This is a genomic window from Halomonas sp. KG2 (genome assembly GCA_030440445.1).
In the GTDB taxonomy this organism is placed as follows: domain Bacteria; phylum Pseudomonadota; class Gammaproteobacteria; order Pseudomonadales; family Halomonadaceae; genus Vreelandella.
On record CP098528.1, the window covers coordinates 1,709,021 to 1,731,816 of the forward strand.

Annotated in this window: 16 protein-coding genes; 12 read left to right on the plus strand and 4 right to left on the minus strand. The window is 53.7% G+C overall.

The genetic code is table 11. From position 1 onward, the window contains the following. From NDQ72_07885 to NDQ72_07895, 3 genes are read right to left on the minus strand one after another with little or no spacing between them, the layout of a single operon-like run. On the minus strand, nt 1-843 hold the full coding sequence (locus NDQ72_07885) for a carbohydrate ABC transporter permease (GenBank protein ID WKD29849.1): 843 nt from the start codon (nt 841-843) through the stop codon (nt 1-3). Further along, a complete protein-coding gene (locus NDQ72_07890; GenBank protein ID WKD29850.1) occupies nt 843-1,829 on the minus strand; it encodes a sugar ABC transporter permease in 987 nt (328 codons plus the stop codon). Before NDQ72_07890 ends, NDQ72_07885 begins: the two co-directional genes overlap by 1 nt. A 14-nt stretch (nt 1,830-1,843) precedes the next feature. Continuing rightward, entirely contained in the window at nt 1,844-3,115 is a 1,272-nt protein-coding gene (locus NDQ72_07895; protein WKD29851.1) for an ABC transporter substrate-binding protein, read from the minus strand. A 609-nt stretch (nt 3,116-3,724) separates the two neighbouring features. On the opposite strand from NDQ72_07895, the gene NDQ72_07900 reads away from it, so the two are divergent. From NDQ72_07900 to NDQ72_07930, 7 genes are all read left to right on the plus strand, one after another. Continuing rightward, nucleotides 3,725-5,248, plus strand: a complete 1,524-nt coding sequence (locus tag NDQ72_07900) for a carbohydrate porin (protein WKD29852.1) — start codon at nt 3,725-3,727, stop codon at nt 5,246-5,248. Between the two features lie 132 nt (nt 5,249-5,380). Beyond that, nucleotides 5,381-8,086 (plus strand): HTH-type transcriptional regulator MalT, encoded by a 2,706-nt coding sequence (gene malT, locus NDQ72_07905; GenBank protein ID WKD29853.1) that lies wholly within the window; start codon nt 5,381-5,383, stop codon nt 8,084-8,086. A gap of 152 nt (nt 8,087-8,238) precedes the next feature. Then, the gene (locus tag NDQ72_07910; protein WKD29854.1) at nt 8,239-9,933 is read left to right on the plus strand and encodes an alpha-amylase family glycosyl hydrolase; all 1,695 of its coding nucleotides are present in this window, start codon (nt 8,239-8,241) and stop codon (nt 9,931-9,933) included. Beyond that, nucleotides 9,921-11,036: a sn-glycerol-3-phosphate ABC transporter ATP-binding protein UgpC gene (ugpC, locus tag NDQ72_07915; GenBank protein ID WKD29855.1), complete on the plus strand. Its 1,116-nt coding sequence runs from the start codon at nt 9,921-9,923 to the stop codon at nt 11,034-11,036. Before NDQ72_07910 ends, ugpC begins: the two co-directional genes overlap by 13 nt. Nucleotides 11,037-11,195: 159 nt before the next feature. Beyond that, nucleotides 11,196-11,720 carry a DUF3455 domain-containing protein gene (locus NDQ72_07920; protein WKD29856.1) on the plus strand — a complete coding sequence of 175 codons (525 nt, stop codon included), beginning with the start codon at nt 11,196-11,198 and terminating at the stop codon, nt 11,718-11,720. A gap of 205 nt (nt 11,721-11,925) precedes the next feature. Beyond that, nucleotides 11,926-12,507: a sigma-70 family RNA polymerase sigma factor gene (locus NDQ72_07925; GenBank protein WKD29857.1), complete on the plus strand. Its 582-nt coding sequence runs from the start codon at nt 11,926-11,928 to the stop codon at nt 12,505-12,507. After that, complete coding sequence (locus tag NDQ72_07930) at nt 12,504-13,226, plus strand: anti-sigma factor (protein WKD29858.1); 723 nt, start codon at nt 12,504-12,506, stop codon at nt 13,224-13,226. Before NDQ72_07925 ends, NDQ72_07930 begins: the two co-directional genes overlap by 4 nt. Nucleotides 13,227-13,282: 56 nt before the next feature. On the opposite strand, the gene trkA is transcribed toward NDQ72_07930, so the two are convergent. After that, nucleotides 13,283-14,656, minus strand: a complete 1,374-nt coding sequence (gene trkA / locus NDQ72_07935) for a Trk system potassium transporter TrkA (protein ID WKD29859.1) — start codon at nt 14,654-14,656, stop codon at nt 13,283-13,285. 296 nt (nt 14,657-14,952) lie between these two features. Between trkA and kdpA the strand changes: the two genes are divergently transcribed. From kdpA to NDQ72_07960, 5 genes are read left to right on the plus strand one after another with little or no spacing between them, the layout of a single operon-like run. Next, the gene (kdpA, locus tag NDQ72_07940) at nt 14,953-16,644 is read left to right on the plus strand and encodes a potassium-transporting ATPase subunit KdpA (protein ID WKD29860.1); all 1,692 of its coding nucleotides are present in this window, start codon (nt 14,953-14,955) and stop codon (nt 16,642-16,644) included. A 10-nt stretch (nt 16,645-16,654) separates the two neighbouring features. Beyond that, nucleotides 16,655-18,691 (plus strand): potassium-transporting ATPase subunit KdpB, encoded by a 2,037-nt coding sequence (gene kdpB, locus NDQ72_07945; GenBank protein ID WKD29861.1) that lies wholly within the window; start codon nt 16,655-16,657, stop codon nt 18,689-18,691. Nucleotides 18,692-18,701: 10 nt separating this feature from the next. Beyond that, nucleotides 18,702-19,385 (plus strand): potassium-transporting ATPase subunit KdpC, encoded by a 684-nt coding sequence (gene kdpC, locus NDQ72_07950; GenBank protein WKD29862.1) that lies wholly within the window; start codon nt 18,702-18,704, stop codon nt 19,383-19,385. Nucleotides 19,386-19,389: 4 nt separating this feature from the next. Then, on the plus strand, nt 19,390-22,074 hold the full coding sequence (locus NDQ72_07955; protein WKD29863.1) for a sensor histidine kinase KdpD: 2,685 nt from the start codon (nt 19,390-19,392) through the stop codon (nt 22,072-22,074). Continuing rightward, complete coding sequence (locus NDQ72_07960; GenBank protein WKD29864.1) at nt 22,064-22,786, plus strand: response regulator transcription factor; 723 nt, start codon at nt 22,064-22,066, stop codon at nt 22,784-22,786. The genes NDQ72_07955 and NDQ72_07960 overlap by 11 nt, the downstream gene beginning before the upstream one ends. Nucleotides 22,787-22,796 lie beyond the last annotated feature (10 nt).

Sequence of the window (22,796 nt, forward strand, 5' to 3'; positions counted from 1 at the left end):
TTAGCCCTTAACTGCGCCCGCAGTTAAGCCTGAAACAATGCGACGTTGGAAAATGATGACCAAAATAACCAGAGGCACGGTGACGACGACCGACGCGGCCATGATTGGCCCCCAAGGCAGCTCGTAGGCGCTACCACCTGACAGCAGGGCAATGGCAACAGGCACGGTGCGCTGGGCATCAGTGAGTGTGAAAGTTAAGGCAAACAGAAACTCATTCCACGCCGCAATAAAGGCGAGCAGGCCAGTGGTTGCCATGGCGGGCCACATTAGCGGTAGGAAGACTTTAGTAATCGTAATCCAGGGCGTAGCGCCATCCATAATGGCGGCTTCTTCCAGCTCCATGGGCAGTTCTTTCATGAAAGTGGTAAGTACCCAGACGGTGAAGGGCAGCGTGAAAATGGTGTAGCTCAGAATGAGGCCAGCGGGATTGTTGTAGAGATTTAGTGCGCGAATCACCTCAAACAAGCCTGAGAGCACCGCGACCTGAGGAAACATGGAAACCCCAAGAATGACCAGCATGACGGTCGAGCGGCCACGGAAGCGAACCCGGCCCAGCGCGTAAGAGGCGGTGATACCCAGTAGCAGCGCGATGAAAACAACGCTAAATGCTACGACTACCGAGTTAAAAATCGCACGGATAAAGCTCGACTGGCTAAAAATCTGCGCATAGTTGTCCAGGTTCCAATTGGAGGGCCAAAGTTCAACCTGGAAGAGCTCGCTGGAAGGTTTAAGTGAGGTAATGACCGCGTAATAAAACGGGAAAACGGCGTATACCATAATCAGCGCAATTAAGGCCCAAAAGCCGACGCGCTTGGCAATTTTGGCTAACTGACGTTGGTTCATCAGTCACCTCCTAGTTGTATTTTGTTACGGCCTAAATAGAGGTAAGCAACGGTGGCCAGGGCAATAATCAAGAACAACAGGGTAGAGGCCGCACTACCGTAACCAACATCCTGGAACTCAACCAACTGCTGACGCGCATAGACTGACATCGACATCGTGCTGGTTGAGTTAGACGTCAGTACGTAGATCACATCGAACACCCGCAGGGCATCTAAAAGGCGGAAAATCACCGCCACCATCAAAGCAGGCGTAATCAGCGGCAGGGTAACTTTGAAGAACACACGCACGGGATGAATGCCGTCTACTTCTGCGGCTTCGTAGCAATCTTTTGGCAACATCTGTAGGGCGGCTAACACCAACAGAGCGACAAACGGGATTGTTTTCCAGACATCAACCATGATGACGGCCCACATTGAGTAAGTAGCGCTCGCCGTCCAGGCGATCGGATTGTCGATAATCCCAACCGTCATTAGCAGGTGATTGATGATGCCGAACTGATCGTTGAGCATCCACGCCCACATTTGGGCGGAAACGATGGTGGGGATTGCCCACGGAATCAACACCGCTGCGCGAACAATCGTCCGACCCTTAAACTCTGCATTTAGAATCAGCGCCACAATGACACCGAAAATGACTTCTAAGGAGACAGATACCACCGAAAAATAAACAGTATTCCAAACAGATTGCCACCAGACTGGGTCAGCAAGAACCCCGAACCAGCGGCCATTGTCGTAAACCAGATAGTTTTCAAACCCGATTAGATTAGCCGCCCCCAGATCCGATAGTGAGGCATCGGTAAAGCTTAGAAAAAATGTTCGCATTAACGGCCAGCCAGCCACCAACGTTAATGCGATCAGCATGGGAGCCAAGAACAGCCAAGCCGCTTTGACCCGCTGGCGGCGTACTTTAGTGCCGCGATGCCGACGCGCTGGCGCTGCGGCTGAGCGCGCCTCCAGGGGCGCGCTGTTGTTAGAAGAGGTCGACATAGGTATCTCCGCGGTTACCAGTTGCGACGCTTCAGGCGGAGTAGATCGCCTTCGAGGTCAGCGACGGCGTCAGCGCCAGTTTTAGTGCCCGAAAGCACATCATGGGAAGTGCTGAAAAAGGCATTGCTAACACGGCCATAGGCATCCCCGGTAGGTGCTGACGGACGGGCAACGGCGTTGGTGAAGGTGTCGTAAAGAGTGCCAAAGAAAGGCACGGCTTCCAGTACCTCTTCATCTTGGTAAAGCGCATCGATGGTGGGGTTGTAGGACGCTTGGATGGCACGACGCTTTTGCTCTTCTTCACCGGCTAAGAAGGCGACCAGGTCAGCGGCGAGCTCGGGATGTTCGCTATAGCGGGATACTGCTAAGTTCCAACCGCCTAAGCCGGCTGCACTTCGACCGTCTTCTCCACCTGCGGGCAATTGGGTGACGCCGACGCTACCACGTACATCGCTATCTTCGCTTTGAGCTAGTGACCAGGCGTATGGCCAGTTGCGCATAAATACGGCATTACCGCCCTGGAAGACACCACGGGCTTCTTCTTCGGTATAGTTCAGCACGCCTTCCGGAGAGATATCGCCAATCCATGAGGCTGCTAAATCTAGCGCTGCAGCAGCTTTTTCGTTATTGATGGTGACTTCGCCATCCTGATCTACCACGGTACCGCCACCGAAGCTTGATACCCACTCCAGGGCATTGACGGTAAGTCCTTCATAAGCACGCCCCTGGAAGACAAAGCCCTGCATACGCTCATTGCCTTCTGCGCGCTCGGCATCTTTGATATCACGCGCGATGTCGGTCAATTCTTGCCACGTAGTAGGTACGTTATGGCCATGTTTCTCCAGCAGGTCTTCGCGGTAATACAGAACGCCTGCGTCGGTAAACCAGGGCATCGCAACTAGGCGGCCATCGATAGTGTTGTTCGTGACGATGGTGTCGAAGTGGCCTGCCGCGGCGTCTTCACCCAGCACTTCGCTTAGATCAAGCAGGTGATTAGCGAGTAGGCCGGGCCAGACAACATCAATCTGCATGACATCAATGTCGCTAGAGTTGGCGGATAAAATTTGTTGGTAGAGTGACAAACGTTCAGTGGATGAGTTTGGCGTTGAAACCACATCGACACTGTGGCCGGTCTTCTCTTCCCAGGCGCTCACACCTTCTTGGCAAAGGGTAAGCTCCGCGCCAACAGCTCCACAAGAAATGGTTAACTCAGCCGCCTGGGCAGAACCTGTGGCGCTAGCGAGACTAGCCAAAGCAATGGCAGAAGTGAGTAGTGTCTTTTTCATAGGGCGTTCCTCGGCATTTGTTGTTATGGGTAATGAGTGTTAAAAGCGCTTGCAGTGCCTACTTAAACGATTAAGTAAGGTGCCAGTTAGCCGTCTCCTCGTGACAAGTTCAATAGCGACTTTTGTCTAATGCTGTTGCATCACTTTTTTCTAACCTAGTGATCAGTTTAGACATTGGTCGATAATTAGTGATTTCTTGTTGGTTTACTACCTCTTAATCGATTAAGTTCTTTCTACCGTTATCTAGCGGGATAAAACGTAGTTGCTTTGCAACATAATCTGCTGAATTCGGTTCGCAGAACAGCGTTTAGCGCCACTCAGTGGGAGAGTCGTTGGGCGTGTTGATGAGCGTGGGCTATCCGTGCAGTAAAGCGACAGACGGGGGTCTTTGGCTCGAAGGAAGTCTTAAAGCAACAGCATCAGAAACTTACGTTTTCAACAAAATTTCAAAAATAAAAGATTTAAAGCCAAGTTTTTAAAGCGATTTTTAAAACGCTTTTTTTAAAGCATAGCTCTTGGGAATAGCTCTTGGGGTACAGCTTTTAAGAGTATGAGTTTTAATAATATGGCTTTTAAAAACAAGGATTTAATAAATTAGGGTTTAAAACAATGCACAAAATGACATTCAAAACACCTCTCGCCATTGCCATCGCCGCTGCCAGTTTTGGACTGAGTGGAGCTGCTAACGCCAATACAACATTGGAAGAGCGATTTGCTCAGTTAGAAGCAAGAATTGCCGCTGCTGAGCAGCGGGCGGAGGCTGCAGAACGTCGCGCGGAGTTAGCTGAGCAGGGACATGCTGCACCATCGTCAAGTGCGCCCGCCACCAATGCTGATATTGAAGAACGCCTTGCCCGTGTAGAACGCCAATCCAGCGGTGAAGAGGGGTTCTCCTTTAATGTCTATGCGCGTTCTGGCCTGCTAATTGGTGAAGATGGCAAAAGCGCACCAGCTGGTCCTTATCTAACACCCGCGGGTGGAAATGGCGGTGCTGTTGGTCGTTTGGGCAACGAGCCGGATACCTACTCTGAAGCCATTCTTAACTACCGCATGCAGTTTGATAACGGTGCAAAAGCCCGTTACACCACGATGTTGGCTGCCGGTACTAATTCCAGTAACGATTGGGTAGGTGACGATACCAACCTAAACGTGCGCCAGGTGTATGCCGAATTTAGTGATTTGCCAAGCTTTACCGGCGCGTTTGAAAACGCTTCTATTTGGGCCGGTAAGCGCTTTGACCGTGATAACTTTGATATCCATTGGCTAGATAGCGATGTCGTCTTTCTCGCCGGTACCGGTGGCGGTATATACGATATGCAGCTAGCCGATAACTGGAAGAGTAACCTTTCAGTTTATGGCCGCAGCTTCAGTGACTATCCGCTCGTCAACCGTGAAAATCCCGGTTTAGATGGAGAAAATAGCGATACGGATAACCTCGTATTGACCTCTAATAATTACTTCGGTAACTGGCAGGTCATGGTCAACGGCATGTCTGCTGCGGATAACGATGAGCGTGATATTGGCGTGGGCCAAACCGCGGCTGATACCGGCTGGCATACTATGGTGGCTTACCACGGCGACAGCTTTTTCGGCATGGGCGAAGGTAACTTTAAGGCCGCTGTACTGCACGGCCAAGGCTTAGGGGCCGAAGTTAAAGGGTTGGGTAGCAACGGCGACCTGACGGATGATGCTACCGCAACGCGGCTGGCGCTATACGGAACGACCTACATTACACCGACGTGGCGTATTGCACCGTCGATACTGGCTGAAACCAGTGAAGATCGTTTCGCTAACGGTGACAGCTATGATTGGGCTACGCTAAACGTGCGTCTGGCCAATGAAATTAATCAGAATTTCGAAATGCAGTACGAAGCTAGCTATCAGTGGATGGATTTAGATCCACAGGGTTACAGTGACCGTAACGCGGTTGATGGTGACTATATGAAGTTCACTATCGCACCGACTTTCAAGCCGGAAGTCGGTGGTTTCTGGAAGCGTCCTGAGATCCGTCTATTCACGACTTACAGCGACTGGGACGAGAGCCTTAATAGCTACGGTGCCAGCTCTCTAGGTAGCGATGGATTCACTGGCGGTGAATTTACCTTTGGCGTACAGACCGAGGTATGGTTCTAAGCAGAGGTTCCTAAGCAGAGGTTCTAAGCGTAAGCCGCTGCTCGCTAGCGAAAACTGTTTCTCCAATGCTGATTGCCCGCGACGTGTCGCGGGCTTTTTGTTAGGTAAAAGCACTGATATCGGGAGGCGCTGATGTCGTTACTCCAAGAAAAGCTAAAGGCACCGCCGTTGCCGCTTAGTGTGGTGGCCCGGCCACGTTTAAATGATCATTTCGCCTTAAATGAGCGTACCCGCCTGCTGGTGCTGGCAGCGCCCTCGGGTTATGGCAAAACGACACTGCTGGCTGAACGATTGCCCGCGCTGGAGCAGGAGGCCGCTTGGCTACGATTGGATCAACGTGATAACCAGCCAGCACGCTTTCTAACCTACTGGCGGGCAGCGCTGAATAAACTATTCGATGACGCCTATGTACTTTCATCCATGGCTGACAATGCTGACTGCGTCGAACAGCTTGAGCGCTGGTTGGGAGAGTTGCCCGAGCAACGATCCCCGTGTCGTTTCGTCGTCGATGAATTTGAACACGTGACCCATCCCGATATTTTGGCGGGCGTCGCTCACTGGCTGCGTCACCAGCCGCCTTGGTTGACCTTGACACTGGCGAGCCGCTCGCGACCTGCGCTTGGTTTGGCGAGTTTGCGATTGAGAGGGGAGCTTGAAGAGATTGACCTTCATGGCTTGGCCTTTGACAGCGAAGAAGCACACACCTTGTGTGCCGAACAGCTAAGTTTTCCACCCACCCGAGTAAGCCTTGAACGCGCCTTGCGTAGAAGCGGTGGCTGGATTGTAGCGCTTAACTGGCTGGTTGAGCGAACTACCACGCGCGCAGGTTTCGATGCGCTGGTAGAGCGCTTAAGCGGTGCGCACCCTGATTTTGTCGCTTGGTTTGATGAACTACTCGCTGCCGCGCTGCCTGCTGAAGAGCGCGAGCTCATGCTTCAGTTGGGAGTATTAGAACGCTTTTCGCCCGAGCTAATGGCGCGCCTTTTGGAAGGAGAGCGGTTAACTCAGCGCTTGGAAGCGTTTGAGCAAGCTGGGCTATTCATTGAACGCCCCGACCCGCATAGCCAGTGGTTCCGCTTTCAGCGACTGTTTGGCGAGTATCTTCGCCACCGCCGACACGAGCTTGATTTAGCCACCCAGCGAAGGTTACACCAGCGTGCAAGCCAGGCGTGGTTAGCGCTAAATGATCCGGTCATGGCGCTACGACAGGCAATCTTAGCCGAGGAGCCAGAGGATGTTGCCAGCTTGTTGACCGCGCAGGGCCCTGCATTACTAGCCAGTGGTGCCTATGCGTTATTAGCGCAAGGCTTTGCGCTGCTGGGCGAACCGCGACTTTCAAAGCGTCCGGAGCATACGCTGCTCTATGGCTGGGTATCCCATGGGCAATTTCAGTTTGATATCACGGCACGAGTGATCGGATGGATAGAGGCGCAGCTGGATGAGCCCGAATGGCAGGCATTGAGTGCTGAATTTGCCACATTGCGTGCCCAATTGGCGATTAACCATGGTGATGCTGAGCGCGCAGCGCCACTGGCTGAGCAAGCACTCGCGGCGCCTGCTCGCTATCTGGCGTCAACACCACTGACCGCTACCGCTATTCTTAGTGAAGCACGCTTTGTTCTGGGCTATCTGGAAGAGTCGCTTCAGCGCGTTAGAGAAGTAGAGCGCCAAGCTCGTCAGCGCAGCGATCATCAGCTGCTGCTGTGGTCATACTGTCATCAGTCTGAAACCCTGGTGGCTCAGGGACGCTTGCAGGCCGCCTACGATATTCAAGAGCGCGCCTTTGCGCATCTAGAGCGCGCCGAACTTGAACATTTACCGGTTGCGGAGTTTTTGTACCGCATTCGCAGCCAGGTGCTTTGGGAGTGGCATCGCTTAGACGAAGCCGAGCAGGCTGCGTTGAAAGGTATTGCGGTGTTAGACAATCAAGGTGAGCGCTGGACGCTACAGTGCCATATTCAGCTCGCTAAAGTCGCCCAGAGCCGAGGAGACCAAGCGCAGTGTGCCGACCACATTCGTAGGCTGCGTAAAATTCTCTCAGAAGGTGATTATCATATTGATTGGGTAGCTAATGCCCATGCAACGCTGTTGGCGTGGTGGCAATCGACACACGATATGGATGCGGTTGAGCGTTGGCGCCAAGAAGCGCCAGAACCACTTACCGAGCATGCCACCAATCACTTTTCTCAGTGCAACGTACGTAATCATGCCCGTGCATTAACACTCTTGGGGCGCTATGAAGAGGCCCGCGAACTGCTGGATGCCCTTGAAGCCCACACCCAGCGATTGGGGTTAGTGACTGACGCGAATCGCAACCAGCTGTGCTTAGCGGCGGTGGCTTGGCATCAGGGGAAAACCGCCCAGGCAAGTAGCCATATGCAGCAGGCACTCCGTTTAGCTTCCCGCACTGCATTGGTAGGCAGCTTTTTACGCTTAGGCAAACCACTGGGGGAGCTGCTGTCGACGCTATTAGCAAGTAACAGCTTAGCCCCCCTTGAACAGGCTCGCGCGGAGCGGTTATTGACCTTAGCTGGCCGCCAAAAAGATTTTGGCAGCGCCCGCCGCTTGATGCTGGACGAGACAGTAATTGCCAACATTGTGGCACGGCCGGATGTGCCTGAGCTTATCCGAACGTCGCCACTCACTCGCCGAGAGTGGCAAATCTTGGGGCTGATTCATGCTGGGCTGTCTAATGAGCAGATCGCGGAACAGCTATCGGTGGCGCCGACCACCATCAAAACGCATATCCGCAGCCTTTATCAAAAACAGAATATTCGGCGGCGTGATGAAGCCATTGCGCTGGCGGGGCAATTATTGGCGCATATTCAAGGAGAATAAGAGGAGAGTAAACAGTGCTTATGGGCGGCGGTAGCGGCTACTCCTAACACCTACTCCTAATACCTACGCCCACTGCTACCTCAAGGGGAGGATTTTATCTTTTGATCAACGCTGCATCATGCCAATCAACAGGTAATGATAAGGACAATATAATGATGCAGGCATCTTCTACTTCCCACTACGTTGGCAGCCAAGGCGCTGACTGGTGGCGCGGTGCAGTGATTTACCAAATTTACCCGCGCAGCTTTATGGATAGCGACGCAAAGGGCGGCCAGAGCGATGGGATTGGTGACTTAAAAGGGGTGATCGATAAGCTTGATTACATTGCCTCGCTAAACGTCGATGCCATTTGGCTGTCGCCGTTTTTTACCTCGCCCATGAAAGACTTCGGCTACGATATTAGTGATTACCGTGGTGTTGACCCGATGTTTGGCACCCTGGAAGATTTTGATCGCCTAGTTGAAGCTGCCCATGCCAGAGGTCTGAAGGTGACGATTGATCAGGTAATGTCGCACACCTCTGATCAGCATGCCTGGTTTGAAGAGAGCCGCAAAAGTCGTGATAACCCGAAAGCAGACTGGTATGTCTGGGCCGACCCCAAGCCTGATGGTGCGCCACCGACCAACTGGCAGTCGGTGTTTGGTGGTAGCGCCTGGCAGTGGGATACGCGCCGTTGCCAGTACTATCTGCATAACTTCCTGGCCAGTCAGCCGGATCTCAATTTCCGCACTCCCGCCGTGGTGGATGCCATTTTGGGAGAAGCGCGCTTTTGGCTGGAGCGGGGCGTCGATGGATTCCGTCTTGATGCAGTGAACTTCTGCACCCACGGCGAGCTCAAGGATAATCCTCCGCGTGCAGCAGTAACCGAAAGCTTTTTAGGTGTTCGCCCGGACAACCCCTATGGCTACCAGCTGCATCAGCACGATAAAACCCAGCCGGAAAATGTGGTGTTTTTAGAGCGCCTGCGCGGCCTGCTCGATGAGTACCCTGGCTCGACGAGCGTCGGAGAAGTTGGTGACGATGACGCCCTGGGCGTGATGGCGGAATACTCCCAAGGCGGCAATCGCCTGCACATGTGCTACTCCTTTAACCTGCTGACCGACAAAGCCGATCCTGGTTATTTGCATAAAACACTTACCGAAATGGAGGCGCGGATTGGCGACGGCTGGCCCTGTTGGGCACTAGGAAATCACGATGTCACCCGCCTTGCCACTCGCTGGCAGGCTGAAGGGCAACTGGATAAGCTACGGCTTTATATGGTGTTTTTGCTTACCCAGCGGGGCAGTGTGTGCCTTTACCAAGGTGAAGAACTTGGCTTGCCAGAAGCCGAACTGACGTTTGAACAGTTGGTAGACCCGGCGGGCATCACCTTTTGGCCTACCTATAAAGGTCGCGATGGTTGCCGAACGCCACACCCTTGGCAAGCCGACGCGCGACACGCTGGCTTTAGCGATGTCACGCCCTGGCTGCCAGTGCCCGATTCGCACGCAAGCCTCGCCGTTGATCAACAAGATAACGATGCCGGTTCGTTGCTCAATGCCTACCGTGAGTTTTTAGCGTTTCGCCGCACCTTGCCAGCGTTAGTAAAAGGGCAGGTGCGCTATCACGCCGTGCATGATGAGGTGCTCTGTTTAGAGCGTACTTATCAACACTCACGTCTGCTGATTGCGCTGAATTTTAGCGACCAAACCGTCACTCGCATGGCGCCTAAAAGCGCTGAATCACTGAAGGGTTCGCCTGCTTGGCTAAACGGCGAGTGGCAGGAGGGGCAACTACGGCTACCACCTTACGGCGTGGCGATTGCCTGCTGCCCACCGTCCGAGGAGGATGCACCATGGGACGTTTAACGCTTAGCGGTATTGGTAAATCCTTTGATGGTGTGGAAATCTCTCGGGATATCGATCTTACGATCGAAGATGGCGAGTTTGTGGTCTTCGTTGGCCCCTCTGGCTGTGGAAAATCCACCCTGTTGCGTATGATCGCAGGCCTGGAGGATATCACCGAAGGTGATATGCAGCTTGATGGCCAGCGGATCAATGAGATTCCGCCCCAGGAGCGGGATATCGGCATGGTGTTCCAATCCTATGCGCTTTACCCGCATATGAGCGTGGCGGAAAACATGGCCTTTGGCTTAAAGCTGGCGCGCACTGATAAAGCCGAGATTCTTCGTCGCGTTCAGCATGCCGCTGACATGTTGCACTTGACTGAACTGCTGGAACGTAAACCTAAAGATCTTTCAGGTGGCCAGCGTCAGCGGGTAGCGATTGGCCGTACCTTGGTAAAAGAGCCCGCGGTTTTTTTGTTCGATGAGCCGCTTTCTAACCTGGATGCCGCGCTGCGGGTGGATATGCGGGTGCAAATTGCGGCGCTGCATAAGCGCCTGAACGCCACCATGATCTACGTGACCCACGATCAAGTGGAAGCGATGACGCTGGCGGACCGTATTGTGCTGCTTTCCCGTGGCCGTATCGCCCAGGTCGGCGCGCCGCTTTCGCTCTATCATTTCCCTAAAACCCTTGAGGTGGCCGAGTTCATCGGCTCGCCACGGATTAATACCTTTCCCGTCACGGTGGTAGACCCAGGCGAGCGTCAAACAGTCGTGCGCCTGCATAGCGGCGACACGCTGACAGTAGCGGTCAATGGCAAGCACCTTCAGGCAGGGGATAGCGCAACGCTTGGGCTGCGGGCAGAAGATTTTGTCGCAGCCGAACAAGCAGAAGCCACGCTGAATGCGACCTTAATGGTGGCGGAAAAGCTGGGTTACGAAACGCTGGCGCATTGGCAGGTAGCAGGCATCGATGCCCCACTTACCCAGCGTTTAGACGGTTTGACCCACCTACAAGAGGGCCAAGCGGTGCGTTTAGGGCTTGCAGGCCAGCATTGCCACCTGTTTGATCAGAATGGCAATGCCTGTCCCCGGCAGGTTGCAGTGGATGGTGTTAGCCAATAATTAATCAACTGATTTATATGCATAAAAAGCGCCTCAAATTTTTTAGGCGCTTTTTTCTTAATTATTTTCTAAAAAGAGTGCATCCAAAACGTCTTCTCGTGTGTATCCCCTATACAGCCACACTTTGCAGTGGTTGATACAAAACCCAAGGAGACTGAAATGACTATCCAACCTCTTACGCGTGCAGCACTCGCCGCTACCTTGATTGCATCCTTCAGTCACGTTGCGCTGGCCGATATGGCGCCTGCCGACGTTCAAGTGCCCGATGGCAATACCGTCGCTCTGGAAACAGTGGGTGTGGGTGCGATTACCTACATGTGCGAAGCTAAAGGTGACGGTACTATGGGCTGGGTATTCAAAGGCCCCCACGCGGCGCTGAACGACAGTGATGGTGCTCAAGTTGGCAGCTACTATGGACCGCCTGCTACTTGGGAAGCGTTGGATGGCTCCAAAGTGACCGGCACTCAGTTGGCAACTGCCGCGAATGGTGATGGCAATATCCCGTTGCAGCTCGTTGAAGCGAATCCTGCGGAAGGTGAGGGCGCAATGACTGGCGTTAGCTACATTCAACGCCTGAACACTCAAGGTGGTGTCGCACCCGATGTGGCTTGCGATGATGGCCATGACGGTGCCACCGCAGTCGTCACCTACCAGGCAGATTATATTTTCTGGACAGCTAACTAAGTCCTTTTATTGCTAAGTGGTAAGTAACACTTTTGCTAAGCAATGTTTTTCTCAATAAACACATCTAAGTAAGGCTAGAGGCTCGTCTCGCGAGTCTCTAGCCGCTATGCTAGCCAAAAGAGCGGCGATGACAGTGACAGTATTGGCGATAGTATTTGTGAATAGTATCGGCGACTGTATCGGCGTGTCACCAGGGAGCTAGCATGTGTCTGATATAGGCGTGTCTACGATAGCTAACGACTTCGATTATGCTGATGTACTTGCCCGCTGCGCGCGTGGTGAGCAAGCGGCGCTACATCAGCTTTATCGTCAAGAGGGTGCCAGACTGCTTGGCGTTGTCATGCGCATTGTGAAAGACCGCGGTATGGCTGAGGACATTGTCCACGATGCTTGCCTGAACATCTGGCAGCGAGCCGATAGTTTCGACCCCGAACGGGGCTCTGCCCGTACCTGGATATTTAGTATTGCCCGCCACTTAGCCTTAAACGCTATTCGCCAGCGCGACCGAGAAATCAGGGTGGATATCGACGACCCAGGCGAGCTAGCCGATGATGATACCTACCAACAGTCATTATCGACAACGGCGGAGGCCTTTGACTGGCAGACTGGCCAACAGATGGATGAGTGCTTGCAGCAATTGGAAACCGAGCGCCGCAACTGTGTGCTACATGCCTACGTGGATGGGTTAAGTCATGCCGAGATTGCTGCACACACTGGCGCGCCGCTAGGCACTGTCAAAGCCTGGATTAAGCGAAGTTTACTTCGCCTGCGGGAGTGTATGTCATGACACGTTCAAACGAAAACGATGACCTGTATGCACTTGCAGGGGAGTACGTGCTAGGTTCGTTACCCATCGCTGAGCGAGAAGCCTTTGAGGCACGTTTGGCCAATGATCCAGAATTACAAACCATCGTGGCTGACTGGGAAGAGCAGTTTTTCCCCTACACCGCGATCGTTGATCCTGTTACTCCATCAGATTATTTATGGCCGCGCATAGAGCGCAGCATGCACGCCGAATCGAAAAGATCAGTACGTGTTCCAAGGGCGGCACCAACGTCACGCCGCTTAGTGCACAGCCTGCCATTTTGGCGCGCCGCTACCGGCCTTGGTTTGGCTGCCGCGGTGACCATGGGCGTGATATTGACCAATGTCTCTACTGCACCAACAACGCCGGAATATATGGTGGTGCTGTTAGCGCCGCAAACTCAATCAGCAGGGTGGGTCGTACAGGCCGCCAACCGTCAAGAGATTCAACTGATCCCGTTGGGCGCTTTTGAAGTGCCCGAAGGTAAAGCACTGGAGTTCTGGACCAAGGCAGATGATTGGCAAGCGCCGGTTTCACTTGGTCTAGTAGAGCCAGGGCAACCGTTGCGCCTGCGTTTAGACCAGTTACCGCCGCTTGAGAATAACCAGCTCTTTGAACTCACGCTAGAAGAGGACACCGGTTCACCCACTGGTTTACCAACGGGTCCGATTGAGTTTATTGGCCGCGCGGTGGAGATTTAACGCATAGCGTTATTAACGATGGATGCTAACGACATCACAGGCGAGTTCCGGGTGGCTTAAAAGAACGTTAATCCCACTTGGAACAGCCGCTCCACGTCACGAATGCGCCGCTTATCAATCACGAACAGAATGACGTGGTCGCCGCTCTCTACCATCACATCCCCATGGCCAATGATGACCTCTTTGCCGCGCACAATGGCACCAATGGTGGTGCCTTCAGGCAGATTGATCTCAGCAATGGTCCGGCCCACCACTTTGGATGACTGCTTATCACCGTGGGCGATCGCCTCGATGGCTTCCGCAGCACCACGGCGAAGTGAGTGTACGTTGACAATATCGCCCCGGCGGACGTGGGTAAGCAGGCTGCCGATGGTCGCTTGCTGGGGTGAAATGGCGATATCGATTTCGCCCCCCTGAACCAAGTCCACGTAGGCAGCGTTGTTAATCAGTGTCAGTACCTTCTTGGCGCCCAAGCGTTTGGCCAGCAGCGACGACATAATATTGACCTCGTCGTCGTTGGTCAGAGCACAAAAGATATCGCAGTCTTCGATGTTCTCTTCTTCCAGCAGCCGCTTGCTGGTGGCGCTGCCGTGGAGTACCACCGTTCGGTCAAGCCGCTCGGAAAGCGCAGTACAGCGCTCTAAACTGTGCTCGATAATCTTAACTTGGTGGCTGTGCTCCAAGTGCTCGGCCAAGCGTTCACCGATATTGCCGCCACCGGCAATCACCACCCGCCGGAAATCCCGTTCAACGCGGCGTAGTTCGCTCATTACCGCGCGAATATCACGCCGTGCGGCCAGGAAAAACACCTCGTCGTCGGCTTCAATCACCGTATCGCCACGGGGAATAATTGGCCGGTTGCGGCGGTAAATGGCTGCCACGCGTGTTTCCACGTTGGGCATGTGTTTGGCTAAAAAGGCTAAATCCTGCCCCACCAGTGGGCCGCCGTAGAACGCCTTGACCGCCACCAACTGCACCAAACCACCGGCAAACTCCAACACCTGCAGCGCACCGGGGTGCTCAATCAGGCGGCGAACATGATCCGTAACCACTTGTTCAGGGCTGATCAATACATCAATAGGAATCGCTTCGTGGGCAAACAACCCCTTACGGGTGAGGTAGGCGGTTGAGCGTACGCGGGCAATTTTGGTAGGCGTGCGAAACAGCGTATGGGCGACTTGGCAGGCGATCATATTGATTTCATCGGTGTTGGTCACCGCAATCAACATATCGGCGTCTTCACAGCCCGCCTGACGCAGCACAATGGGATACGACGCCGAGCCCGTCACGGTGCGAATATCCAGTTTGGTGTGCAGCTCGCGCAGTTTTGCGCCGTCGGTATCGACAACGGTGATGTCATTTTCTTCGCGGGCAAGGTGCTCCGCCAGGGTGGCACCGACTTGGCCGGCACCCAAAATAATAATCTTCATCGGTGGTTAGATCACTCTGGCGACATGTCACTGAAGATAGTCACCTATCTATAGGGAAGCTGTCGAGTGCAGCAATGGCAGGCAGCTCTCTTAATGGGCCAAAAGTTGTTTTTTTACATCTTTTTGACGGCTAACGCCTTAAACGCCATCGATTTTTTACGCAGGCAATCTCTAAGCTCAAGGTGCCAATCAAAGGAGGCACATCGATGAATATTGCACTGTTGATAATCGCGACCGGTACAGCGGCGTACTTGTTTTACGCGCTATTTTGCCCCGAGCGTTTTTAGGAGATTGCCATGAACGACATGATCGCCATTTATGCCATCGTGGCATTACTTGGTGTGCCATTAGGGATATACATTGCCCGCGCGCTAAGTACCCAGCCAAGCCGAATCGACACGCTATTCAGAGTGATAGAAACGCCTATCTACCGGTTAGCAGGCGTTAATAGTCAAAGCGTAATGACGTGGCAAGTCTATGCGCTAGCTATTCTGAAACTGCATGTAGGCTTGATACTGCTGGCATGGCTGGTGTTTATGTGTCAGGGCTTATTGCCCCTGAATCCTGACGGCATACCCGGTATGAAGTGGGATACAGCGCTGCATACGGCGGTATCGTTTGCCACCAACACTAACCAGCAGCACTACTCAGGCCAGGCGCAGCTTTCCCACCTAAGCCAAACCTTTGCCATTGTAACGCTGCAGTTTTTAACTCCCGCTACGGGGCTCGCTGTGCTAGTCGCCATAGCGCGTACTTTGCTAGTGGCTCGGCCTGCGGGAACGGTAAAAGGGGTTGGCAATTACTATCATGATATGACCCGCACGTTAGTGCGCGTTATGTTGCCGCTAGCAGCAGTGGTGGCGCTGTTACTGACCTCGCAAGGAGTACCTTCTAGCTACCAAGCGGCGCATCAGGTGGAGATGCTGGATTCGCAAGTGGAAGAGGTGCAGTCGATCCCCTTAGGGCCGGTTGCATCAATGGTTGCGATCAAACAGCTAGGCACCAATGGTGGTGGCTGGTATGGGCCAAACTCTAGCGTTCCGCTTGAAAACCCAACGCCGTTGGCCAACGTGATTGAAACCGCTTCGCTGACGATTATTCCCTTCGCATTACTGATTGCCATCGCACTTATTAGTGGCCGACGCCGGTTAATGATCGGTATTGGTGCTGTGATGCTGACGTTTTCGCTGATTTCCACCTCGGTTGTGGTTTCTTCGGAACGTATGCCGAATGCTGCGCTTGTCGAGCTTTCCCAGCCCGGCGCTAATCTGGAAGGCAAAGAACTGCGTTTTGGTACCGATCTTTCCGCTTTGTGGGGCAGTTGGACGACACAAACATCGAACGGCTCCGTTAACGCCATGCACGACAGCTTCAACCCCATGGGCGGCATGATGGTGTTGATGGATATGTTTGTGAACGTCACCTTTGGTGGCATAGGTGTTGGGCTTATCGGTTTCTTTCTCTATCTGATGTTGGCGGCTTTTGTTGGCTCATTGATGGTCGGTAGAGCGCCTGAGCTGTTTGGCAAACCGCTAGAAACCCGTGAAATGCGCTGGATCTCCCTAGCGATCCTGGTACAGCCGTTAGTCATACTTGGTCTCTCCGCGCTTACCGTAGCAATGCCTAACGCTGCTGGAACCTCAAATCCAGGTTTCCACGGCCTAACCCAAGTGCTTTACGAATTTGCCTCTGCATTTGCTAATAACGGCTCTGGTTTTGAAGGGCTTGGCGATGATACGCCGTGGTGGAACCTTGCCTGTGTTATCACCCTGATGGTCGGTCGATTCCTGCCCATGCTGGTGCCATTAGCGGTGGCCGGATGGCTGGCAGCGAAGCGCACGGCACCCGCAGGACGCGGCACCTTGCCGATGGATAGTCCGGCATTTATGGGATTGACCGCCGGTGTGATTGTGATTGTTAACCTGCTGGGCTTCTTACCGGCGTTAGTGCTTGGCCCGATTGCTGAAGCCGTGACGCAAGGCTTCTAGGAGAAACGAGATGTCACATACTGAGCTTGCTAAACAGCCGCGTCGTCCGCTACCCATTGGCCAGGTCGTCGCTGGGGCTGTGAAAGGACTTGCGCCTCAACAACTTGCGCGAAACCCTGTGATGGCCGTGGTCGCCATTGGTACCGTAGTGTGCTTTGGGCTGACACCCATTGCTTTTGCCCAGGGAGAAAATGGCGGTTTTGCGTTGGCTATAGCGTTGTTGTTGCTAGCCACCGTTCTGTTCGCCACGGGTGCCGAGTCGTTGGCAGAGTCACGTGGTAAAGCCCATGCTGGGGCGCTGCGTAAAACCAAGGGAGAGCTGAAGGCGGTTAAGCTGAACGCTGATGGTACGACGAGTAATGTAACGGCCGACTCTCTCCGTAAAGGCGATCGTGTGAAGGTGGTTGCAGGGGAGCTGATTCCCGCCGATGGCGATATCGTTGAAGGGGCTGCCTCGATCAATGAGTCGGCTGTCACCGGTGAATCTGCGCCCGTACTGCGTGAAGCGGGCACTGATAACAGCGGTGTCAGTGCCGGTACCAAAGTGCTGTCGGATTATCTGATTATTGAAGTTAGCGCTAACCCTGGCGAATCGTTGTTAGATCGCATGATTGCCTTGGTAGAAGGCGCCAACCGTCAGAAGACACCTTCCGAGCTGGCGCTATCGGTACTCTTGGCAATGCTGACGCTGGTGTTTTTAATCGTGGTCGTCACCTTGGTACCCATGGCGGCTTTTGTGGGCGTTGAAACCTCCACGGTGATGCTCGTGGCACTGCTGGTGTGTTTAATTCCCACCACTATTGGTGGCCTCTTGCCTGCTATCGGTATTGCGGGTATGGAGCGCGCCATGCGGGCTAACTTGGTGGCTAAATCCGGTAAAGCCGTTGAGATTGCTGGCAGCATCGACACCTTGCTGCTGGATAAAACCGGCACGATAACGCTTGGCGATCGCCGTGCGACGGAGTTTGCTCCCTGCCAGCAGGTTCCGCGTCAGCGAGTCCGTGACGTGGCCTTTTTAACGTCCCTGGAAGACCCTACGCCGGAAGGTCGCTCAATTGTAGAGCTAGCCACTGAACAGGGCGTTGATGTCCAGCTTAGACAAGAAACCGATGGTGCAGTCTTTGAAGCGTTCAGTGCTGAAACACGCCTGTCAGGCGTTGATCTGATCGGCGGCAAAAAGCTGCGCAAGGGAGCACCGAATGCGATTGCGGAATGGGTAAAAGCTCAAGGCGGTGACATACCCAGCGATTACGAGCAGGTCATTGCACGTATTTCACGGGATGGCGCAACCCCCATTGCGGTGGCAGAAGGTAATCAGATTTTGGGCGTGGTGGCGCTGTCTGATGTGATTAAAAGCGGTATCGCGGAGAAGTTTGCTGAACTGCGTGCTATGGGTATCAAAACCGTAATGATCACGGGCGACAACCCGATTACGGCGTCGGCTATTGCCGCGACGGCAGGCGTGGACGACTACATTGCCGAAGCCACGCCAGAGCGCAAGCTAGCGTTGATTCGCGAAGAGCAGGCCAGTGGTCGTTTGGTTGCCATGGTGGGTGACGGTACTAACGATGCTCCTGCTCTTGCTCAAGCGGATCTAGGGTTGGCCATGAACTCTGGCACCCAGGCAGCCCGTGAAGCGGCCAATATGGTGGATCTGGACTCTGATCCTGGCAAGCTGATTAGTGCGGTAGAAATTGGCAAGCAGTTGCTGGTTACCCGAGGCGCGCTGACGACGTTCTCGCTGGCGAATGATGTGGCTAAATACTTTGTTATTTTGCCAGCGCTGTTTGCCGCCAGTTTTCCTGCACTAGGCGTACTCGATGTTATGAATTTGCACTCGCCGACCACAGCGGTGCTAGCGGCAGTGCTGTTCAACGCCTTGATCATTCCGGCATTGATTCCATTTGCCTTGCGCGGTGTGTCTGTAAAGGCGGCATCGGCGACAGAGTTGTTGCGTCGAAATCTGCTGATTTATGGACTGGGTGGGCTGCTACTGCCATTCCCCGCCATCAAGCTTCTCGACATGCTGATTGCGTTATTTATCTAGGAGAAACGTGATGAATGTAGATATGAAACGCCAGATCGCTGCGAATGACGAGGTGCTACAGGCAAAGGCCTCCTGGGGCAATGCACTTCGCTTTATGGTGGTAATGGCCGTTCTTCTGGGACTGATTTACCCGTTGGTTACCACAACACTGGGCGGCTGGTTATTCCCCGAGCAAGCGCAAGGGAGTTTGATTCGAGATGCCTCTGGTCGGGTGGTCGGGTCAAGCCTGGTATCCCAGACGTTTGTCAGCGATGAGTACTTTATTGGTCGCCCATCAGCGGCGGGCAATGACGCAGGTGGCGTCTCAGGATCTAATCTGGCGCCGAGTAACGTATCGCTGCGCGAGCGCGCCCAGGCAGATGCAAATGTCATTGCTCAACGTGAAGACGTAAGTGTCGATCAAATCCCTGTTGATCTGATTACCGCGTCTGGCTCCGGTATCGACCCGCATATCTCCCTCGAGGCGGCTGAGCTACAGGTTGCCAGAGTAGCGCAAGCACGCGGCATCGACGAAGCTACTGTGATGGCGCTAATTGATCAAGCACTTGAAAACACAGGCTGGCTGGGCTCGCCGGTGGTGAATGTGTTGCGGCTGAATGTCAGTTTGGATGATCGTTTTCCAGTATCATCAACCACCGCAGCGCCATTAACCCCAGCTCCCGTCACCCCGGTGGCTTCAGACACCATGGAGTAAACCAATGTATTCAGCGGATCAGCGACCCGATCCCAATACATTGCTAAAAGCCGCGCGCCGAGAGGCGCGCGGCTGTTTGCGTGTATTTCTGGGAGCCGCACCCGGTGTGGGTAAGACATACACCATGCTTCGCACCGCCCGTGAACGGGCAGAGGAAGGTGAAGATATTGTCATTGGCGTGGTGGAGTCGCATGGGCGCGCAGATACCGAAGCCTTGTGCGATGGGGTGGAGCGGCTTCCGCTAGCGCCTTTAAAGCACCATGGCAGAACCTTCTATGAATTTGATATTGATGCCGCCCTGGCGCGACGCCCCACTATTTTATTGGTAGATGAACTTGCCCACCGTAATATCCCTGGCAGTCGGCACTCGCGCCGCTACCAGGATATTGAAGAGCTGCTCAATGCAGGTATTGACGTGTGGACAACCGTTAATGTCCAGCATCTCGAAAGCTTGAATGATGATGTCGCGCGGATTACTGGGATTCGCATGCGCGAAACGGTGCCCGATGCGCTGTTAGAGCGCGCCCGAGATGTATCGCTTGTTGATTTAACGCCTGACGAGCTTCTTGAGCGCTTAAGGCGTGGCAAAGTCTATATACCCGAACAAGCCCGTGCTGCCATGGAAGGTTACTTTAATGAATCCAATCTCAACGCGCTGCGTGAGCTGGCAATTCAAACCATGGCCGAGCGAGTAGATGCTGATGTGAAGGTAGCCATGGATGCGGGTGGTAGGGCAGGCCCCTGGCCGGTAAGACCGCACCTGTTGGTGGTGATTAATGGCAGTGAAGACGACGTATCGCTGGTTCGCGCGGCTCATCGGATGGCAGAGCGGCGCTTGGCGGTCTGGCGAGCGGTCTATGTTGATAAAGGAATTGTTTCCCCAGAGCAGCAACTAGCTGTTGAACAAGTTTTTAGCCTGGTTACTCGGCTGGGTGGCGATTCAATACGTTTACAAGGGCATAGTCAGCTAAGCGAAGTGCTCAACTATGCACGTTCAATTAATGCGACCACCATTGTGGTAGGCCGCGAAGCGAAGCGTCGCTGGTGGAAATGGTCACGGCCACTGGCTCAACGTTTGATGGCGCATGCCGAGGCATTCGATATTGTTGTAGTGGCACAAGGGGCCGTAAAACAACGCGCCAATAGATGGCGGCATGGCTGGAAACTGCATCCTCCCCAATTACTGGCCACTAGCTTGGCGGTGATGGCATCCCTAGGGGTGGCTGTCATGCTAGAGCCCTGGCTTGAGCTGGCCAACTTACCCCTAGTGTTTTTAGTGGCCGTACTGTTTAGTGCCGTTTGGGCGGGTACCGCCATGGCAATGTTCAGTGCCATCGCGAGCTTTTTAGCGTTCAACTTCTTCTTTACCGAGCCACGTCTAACCTTTGCCATGGTAGAGCGTGGGCAACTGCTGACCGCAGTGTTCTTCTTGCTCGTAGCCGTGGTGGTTGGGCAGCTTGCGGGCAGGGGACGTCGGCGTTTAATTGCACTGCGCGCTAGCCGCGATCAGACCCAACTTTTGTTGCGTTATGCCGAACAGCTATCAACCGCGACAGACAGCGCCAGTGCAGCAAAAATTGGCGTTGATACATTGGTGCAGTGCTTTGCGGTGCCCACGGTATTTATTGAAAGCGCCGAAAGCGCGAATGAAGTGCGAGTTGTGCAGGCGCTGCCGGATTCGGTGCGTCTGGACATGGCCGCTAAGCAAGCGGCGGTATGGAGTTGGCAGCATCAAAAGCCCAGTGGCCAAGGCACAGACACCCTGAGTCAACAGGCTTGGCGCTTGATACCCCTGACCGTGCAGGGAGAAAAAGTAGGGATGCTGGCGCTTAAACTGTCGGAAAGCCAAAAAGCGCTCACCTACGAACGCGAGTCGTTAATGGATACGCTGGTGCGTCAGCTTAGTATGGCGCTAGAGCGCACCCGACTAGTGGCAGAGCTGAATACAACCCGTGTCTCCGAAGAGAATGAACGTCTGCGCTCTGCGTTACTCTCGTCGGTGTCTCATGACCTACGTACACCACTCTCTTCTATTATTGGTTCAGCCAGCTCGTTGATTGAACTCAAGCCGCAGCTAAGCGATAGCGACCAACGTGAGCTGCTTGATGGCATTTTGTCCGAAAGTGAGCGGCTCAATCGATACATACAAAACTTGTTGGATATGACCCGACTAGGCCACGGTACGTTAAAAATTGAGCGAGACTGGGTAGCGTTTGACGACGTTATTAACTCAGCGCTCAAGCGCTTGGGTCAGTCACTTAAGCATGTCGTTGTGCGCAAGTCCTGGCCTCCTTCGTTACCGCTACTTTATGTCCACCCTGCGCTGGTAGAGCAAGCGTTGGTCAATGTCTTGGATAACGCTCAACGTTTTTCACCTCCAGGGGGGGAATTGAGCATAAAGGCGCACTGCGCGGAAGGTGACCCCGCAACGTTGGTGATTACTGTTGAAGATCAAGGCCCTGGTATTTCCCCCGAGCTGCGCGAGCAGGTATTCGATATGTTTTACAGCGGTGGCGACGGCGATAGAAGTGCCCACGGCAGCGGCCTTGGTTTGGCCATATGTCGTGGCATGATTGGCGCCCATGGCGGCACTATTATGGCCAGTACGGGCGAAAGTGGGCGAGGTACCGCGATTATTATAACGCTGCCACTGTTAGGTGCAGATATTAGGAGGGGTGATGAAGAGTGAAGGCAGCGGTCGCATTCTAATTGTTGATGATGAGCAGCAGATTCGGCGATTTCTGCGTATCAGTTTAGCCTCTCAGGGCTACGCAGTATTGGAAGCAGAGAATGGCGAGCAAGCGTTAGCCATGGTGTATACCCAAGCCCCTGACGTCGTGCTGCTCGATTTAGGCTTACCTGATATGGATGGCCACGAAGTACTACAGGGTATACGTGAGCACAGTCCCGTGCCGGTCATTGTGGTATCTGTTCGTGACCGGGAAGAAGAGAAAGTCTTTTCGTTGGATAACGGTGCTAACGATTACGTTACTAAGCCCTTTGGCATTCAAGAGTTACTCGCGCGTATAAGAGCTGTATTGCGCTTGGCCCAGAAAGCTCGGGGAGAGCAAACATCAAGTTATTATATCAGTCAGGGGTTAGCGATTGATCTGGAACTAAGGCGTGTCACACTACAGCAAGAAGACGTGCATTTAACGCGCAAAGAGTTCGCTGTGTTAGCACGCCTGTGCCGCTACGCTGGGCGAGTCGTTACCCAGACCCAGCTGTTAAAAGAGATATGGGGGCCAACGCATGTTGATGATACGCACTATTTGCGCATTGTGATCAGCCGGCTAAGGCAGAAGCTGGGAGATGACCCACAAACACCCACCTTGCTTCAAACAGAAGCAGGCGTCGGATATCGATTGCTGGTAGAAGCCGCGCTGCGCCCTGAAACGTAGCACGGTTCTA

Coding starts and splice junctions, on each gene's coding strand:
- NDQ72_07885 (WKD29849.1), bottom strand. CDS start 843: ATGAACCAACGTCAGTTAGCCAAAATTGCCAAGCGCGTCGGCTTTTGG.
- NDQ72_07890 (WKD29850.1), bottom strand. CDS start 1,829: ATGTCGACCTCTTCTAACAACAGCGCGCCCCTGGAGGCGCGCTCAGCC.
- NDQ72_07895 (WKD29851.1), bottom strand. CDS start 3,115: ATGAAAAAGACACTACTCACTTCTGCCATTGCTTTGGCTAGTCTCGCT.
- NDQ72_07900 (WKD29852.1), top strand. CDS start 3,725: ATGCACAAAATGACATTCAAAACACCTCTCGCCATTGCCATCGCCGCT.
- malT (WKD29853.1), top strand. CDS start 5,381: ATGTCGTTACTCCAAGAAAAGCTAAAGGCACCGCCGTTGCCGCTTAGT.
- NDQ72_07910 (WKD29854.1), top strand. CDS start 8,239: ATGATGCAGGCATCTTCTACTTCCCACTACGTTGGCAGCCAAGGCGCT.
- ugpC (WKD29855.1), top strand. CDS start 9,921: ATGGGACGTTTAACGCTTAGCGGTATTGGTAAATCCTTTGATGGTGTG.
- NDQ72_07920 (WKD29856.1), top strand. CDS start 11,196: ATGACTATCCAACCTCTTACGCGTGCAGCACTCGCCGCTACCTTGATT.
- NDQ72_07930 (WKD29858.1), top strand. CDS start 12,504: ATGACACGTTCAAACGAAAACGATGACCTGTATGCACTTGCAGGGGAG.
- trkA (WKD29859.1), bottom strand. CDS start 14,656: ATGAAGATTATTATTTTGGGTGCCGGCCAAGTCGGTGCCACCCTGGCG.
- kdpA (WKD29860.1), top strand. CDS start 14,953: ATGAACGACATGATCGCCATTTATGCCATCGTGGCATTACTTGGTGTG.
- kdpB (WKD29861.1), top strand. CDS start 16,655: ATGTCACATACTGAGCTTGCTAAACAGCCGCGTCGTCCGCTACCCATT.
- kdpC (WKD29862.1), top strand. CDS start 18,702: ATGAATGTAGATATGAAACGCCAGATCGCTGCGAATGACGAGGTGCTA.
- NDQ72_07955 (WKD29863.1), top strand. CDS start 19,390: ATGTATTCAGCGGATCAGCGACCCGATCCCAATACATTGCTAAAAGCC.
- NDQ72_07960 (WKD29864.1), top strand. CDS start 22,064: ATGAAGAGTGAAGGCAGCGGTCGCATTCTAATTGTTGATGATGAGCAG.